Raw genomic sequence first — 4,549 nt, 5'->3', positions numbered from 1 at the left:
GTGGGCAAGCTGATCGAGGAGCACCTGCCGGGGGTGCCCTACACCCTCTCGCATGTGCTGAACCCGATTCTGCGCGAGTACCGGCGGGCCTCCTCGGCATGCATGGACGCTTCCCTGAAGCCGCTGATGAACCGCTACCTCGGGAGTCTCGCCGATCGGCTCTCCGGGGCGGGCTTCAAAGGGCGCCTCCTCATGCTGACTTCACAGGGCGGGGTGATGGATGTCCGGGATCTGATCGCGGCCCCGATCCACGCCATCGGCTCGGGCCCCTCCATGGCCCCGATCGCGGGCCGCCACTACGCCCGGACGGACGCCAGGTCCGAAACCGCCATCGTCGCCGACACGGGCGGCACGACCTACGACGTGAGCCTGGTCCGCCGCGGCACCATTCCGATGACCCCCGAAACCTGGATCGGACAAAGGTACCGGGGGCACATCGTCGGTTTTCCCTCGGTGGACGTGAAGAGCATCGGCGCGGGCGGCGGCAGCATCGCCCGGGTGGACGACGGCGGCCTCCTTCACGTGGGGCCCGACAGCGCGGGCGCCGATCCGGGTCCGGCCTGTTACGGAAAAGGCGGCGAGCGCCCCACCGTGACCGACGCCTCCCTCGTCCTCGGCCACATCGATCCGGCCTACTTCCTCGGCGGGGCCATGGCCCTGAATACCGAGTTTGCGAAAAAAGCGATCCAGAAAGAAGTCGCCGCTCCCCTCAAGCTCTCGCTCATGGAAGCGGCGGCGGCCATCGTCCGCCTCGCCACCGAGAACATGGTGGGCGCCATCGAGGAGATCACCATTGACCAGGGGATCGATCCGCGGGGCGCCGTGCTCGTCGGGGGCGGCGGGGCGGCGGGTCTGAATTGCGTGGCGATTGCCAGACGGCTCGGCTGCAAGAACGTGGTGATTCCCGAGCTGGGCGCGGCGCTCTCGGCGGCGGGCGCGCTGATGTCGGACCTTCATGCCGACTATCGCGCCCTGCACTACACTTCTTCCGATCGATTCGACTTCGGCGGGGTGAACAAGGTGCTCGCCGGGCTCGCCGCGAAGTGCAAGGAATTCTTCAGGGGGCCGGGAAAAGGCGCCATCGGACACACCATCGAGATTTCCGCCGAGGCGCGCTACCGCCACCAGATTTGGGAGATCGATCTGCCCATCGGCCTGGCCCGGTTCAAGGACCAGAAGGACGTGGACCGGATGCGCGCGGCGTTTGACGATGCGCATGAGGAAATCTTCGCGGTCCGCGACACGGGCTCGGACGTGGAGTTCGTCGGCTGGCGCGCCATCGCCCACTGCCAGCTCCGGCGGGGCAAGCTCGGCAAGCTCGGTCACCAGAAACGCTACGAAAAGAAAATCGCGGCGCGGCGCAAAGCCTACTTCGGCGGCCACGGGCTGATGGACACCCGCGTGGTTTTGTTCGAGGAGATGAAGGCGGGCGCCGCGATGCGCGGGCCGGCCATTATCGAGTCTCCCTTTACGACGGTGGTGATCGAGCCGGGAGCGAAAGTGCGGCGGACCCGGAGCGGAAGCCTGCTGATAGAGGCCTAGGCGGAGAAAATCATGGCCAGAGCGAAAACCAGGAAAAAGGCCGCCCCGAAGCGGGTGGCGAAGAAGGCGGCCCCCGCGCGCCGGGGGCGCGTGAGGCTGGATCCCATCACGCTGGCGGTGCTCAACAAGCGGTTCGAATCCATCACGACGAAGATGGCGAACACTCTTTTGCGGACGGGCCGCTCGGGCGTGCTCAACCTCGCCAAGGATTTTTCCACGAGCATCGTCACGCGCGAGTGCGAACTGCTGACCGGGGCGGAAACCCTTCCCATCCACGTGCTGAGCGGGGCGGACCTGATGGCCCGCTCCATGATGAAGCTGCACCCGAGCCTCAAGCGCGGGGATGCGTTTCTGCACAACTCGCCCTACCACGGCGGCTCCCATCCGGCCGATCACACCATCCTGATTCCGGTGATCGACAAGAAGGGCGAGCACCACTTCACCGTCTGGGTGAAGGCCCATCAGGCGGACTGCGGAAACGGCCAGCCCACGACCTACATGGGCCACGCGCGGGATGTCTACGAAGAGGGCGCCCTCATCTTCCCCGCCGTCAAGGTGCAGGAAAACTACAAGGACATTGAGGACGTCATCCGCATGTGCCAGATGCGCATCCGCGTTCCGGTGCAGTGGCGGGGGGATTACCTCGCGATGATCGGGGCTGCCCGCATCGGCGAGCGCGAAGTGCTGGCGATGGCCGGGGAGTACGGCTGGGACACCCTTCATGTTTTCGCGAAGGAGTGGTTCGACTACAGCGAGAAAGTGATGATCGCGGCGATCAGAAAGATGCCGAGCGGAGAGGCCGTCGCCCACAGCACGCACGATCCGGTGCCGGGGACGCCGCCCGGGGGAATCCCCATGACGGTGAAGGTGAAGATCGACAGCCAGGCCGCCCGCATCGAGGTGGACCTGCGCGAGAATCCCGACACCATGCCCTGCGGCCTGAATCTGAGCGAGGCCTGCGCCCGCACCGGGGCGATGATCGCCACCTTCAACAGCATCGAGGACTCCGTGCCCACCAACGCGGGGAGCTTTCGCCGGATCAAGGTGCACATTCGCGAGGGCTGCGTCGCGGGAGGCGGCAAGCACCCTACCAGCATGTCGGTCGCCACGACGAACCTCGCCGATCGGGTGACGAACCCGACCCAAAGGGCCTTCTCCAAGATTCAGGACGGCCTCGGGCTGGCCGAGTGCGGCCCCATCTTTCCCGCCTCGCTCGGCGTCATCTCGGGGGTGGACCCCCGGAACGGGAACGAGCCGTTCGTCAATCAGATCTTCTTGTTCGACACCGGCGGCGCGGCGTCGGCGAAAAACGACGCCTGGCTCACCATCTGCCACGCGGGAAATTCCGGGATGTGCTTCATCGACAGCGTGGAGCTGGACGAGCTGCATTTTCCCTTCCTGGTGGAAGCCCGCCGCCTGGTGCAGGACACCGAGGGGGCGGGCCGCACCATCGGCGCGCCCTCCGGCTATTGCGAATACGGGCCGATCGGCGGCGGAGAGCTCGAGGTTGTCTACGTCGCCGACGGCGCCATCAACAACGCCAAGGGAACGCGCGGCGGCCACGGCGGCGCCCGCATCCGCAACTACCACCGGCGGGTGGACGGGGAGCTGGTCGAGCTTCCGGCCTGCGAGGACATCATCCTCAAGCCCGGCGAGAAGATCGTTTCCTACTCCTCCGGCGGCGGGGGCTACGGTCCGCCCTGGGCGCGTCCCGCCGCACAAGTGAAATACGACGTGGAGGAAGGGTGGATATCGAAAGAGCGCGCCCATGAGCTATACGGGGTCGTGTTCGATCAGAATGGAAGCGTGGATGAGGCCGCCACCGCCGCGCGGCGAAAGGCGCTGGCGGCGGACTCAAAGTGATCGTTTCGCGGCCACCGGCCGCCATCCATTCAGAATGCGAGGTGCGCCCATGAGACTGAAGGACAAAGTGGCCATCGTGACCGGTGGCTCCCAGGGAATCGGCGAGGCGATCTGCCGGGCCTATGCGCGCGAGGGCGCGAAGGTGGCCGTGGTCAACCGCACGGCGGCAAAGGGCAGGGCCCTCGCGAAGGAGATCACCGATGCGGGCGGGGTGGCGAAGGCGTTTCCCTGCGATGTGTCGAAAAAATCCGAAGTGGTCGCAATGGTCAAGGCGGTTGTGGATGAGTGGGGGACGGTGGACATCCTCCTCGGCAACGCCGGAAGGATGATCAACAAGCCCTTCGATGAGTACACCGAGGCGGAGTGGGACGAGATCCTCAGCATCAACCTGAAGGGCAACTTCCTGCTCAGCCAGGCGGTCTTCCCCTACATGAAGAAGAAGAAGTACGGGAAGATGGTGTTCATCGCCTCCATCGCCGGCACCCACGCCTTCCCGAACGCGCTTCCCTACTGCGCGAGCAAGGGCGGCGTCTACATGCTCACCCGCGCGCTTTCGGCGGAGATCGCCAAGCTCGGGATCAACGTGAACTCTATCTCGCCCGGCAACACGGCGACCCCCCTCAACCAGCACCTGCAGGACGACCCGGAGTTCGTGAAGCTCATGGCGAGCTTCACCCCGACGGGAAGGGCCTACATCACGGCCGAAGAGATGACCGGCGCCGCCATTTTTCTCGCATCGGACGAGGCCAGCGCTGTCCACGGCATCGACCTGCCGGTGGATGACGGCTGGTGTTCGATATAGTGGAGGAGATCTTTATGCCTGAAGTGTCGATGTCCGTGAAGCTGAACGCATCCGCCGATGAAGTGTGGGGCCTTATCGGCGGTTTCAACGCACTTCCCGATTGGCATCCGGCGGCGGCGAAGAGCACGCTCGAGGCGGGCGGAAAGGTCCGCCGGCTGGAGGTGGTGGGCGGCGCGGTGGTCCTCGAGCGGCTGGAGCGCCACAGCGACGCGGATCGCGCCTGCACCTACACCATCGAGGAGGGCCCGATTCCCGTGAGCGGCTACCGGGCGACGCTCCGCGTGCAGGAAGACGGCGCGGGCTGCAAGGTGAGCTGGTCCAGCGCGTTCAACCCCGCGGGCG

4 protein-coding genes are annotated in these 4,549 nt (G+C 66.0%); all 4 read left to right on the top strand.

Annotation, left to right across the window (positions count from 1 at the left end):
* Nucleotides 1-1,542 (top strand): hydantoinase/oxoprolinase family protein (locus O2807_12315; GenBank protein ID MDA1001283.1); only part of this gene is annotated, 1,542 nt, incomplete at its 5' end.
* Nucleotides 1,543-1,554: 12 nt separating this feature from the next.
* Complete coding sequence (locus O2807_12310; protein MDA1001282.1) at nucleotides 1,555-3,405, top strand: hydantoinase B/oxoprolinase family protein; 1,851 nt, start codon at nucleotides 1,555-1,557, stop codon at nucleotides 3,403-3,405.
* Between the two features lie 49 nt (nucleotides 3,406-3,454).
* On the top strand, nucleotides 3,455-4,207 hold the full coding sequence (locus O2807_12305; GenBank protein ID MDA1001281.1) for an SDR family NAD(P)-dependent oxidoreductase: 753 nt from the start codon (nucleotides 3,455-3,457) through the stop codon (nucleotides 4,205-4,207).
* Nucleotides 4,208-4,221: 14 nt separating this feature from the next.
* Nucleotides 4,222-4,549 (top strand): SRPBCC family protein (locus O2807_12300; protein ID MDA1001280.1); only part of this gene is annotated, 328 nt, incomplete at its 3' end.

The sequence above is a fragment of the bacterium genome (assembly GCA_027622355.1).
GTDB lineage: Bacteria > UBA8248 > UBA8248 > UBA8248 > UBA8248 > JAQBZT01.
This window is presented reverse-complemented; position numbering and strand designations above follow the sequence as displayed.

Excerpts from the sequence above, each read along its gene's own strand:
- O2807_12305 (MDA1001281.1), top strand. The coding sequence starts at position 3,455 with ATGAGACTGAAGGACAAAGTGGCCATCGTGACCGGTGGCTCCCAGGGA.
- O2807_12310 (MDA1001282.1), top strand. The coding sequence starts at position 1,555 with ATGGCCAGAGCGAAAACCAGGAAAAAGGCCGCCCCGAAGCGGGTGGCG.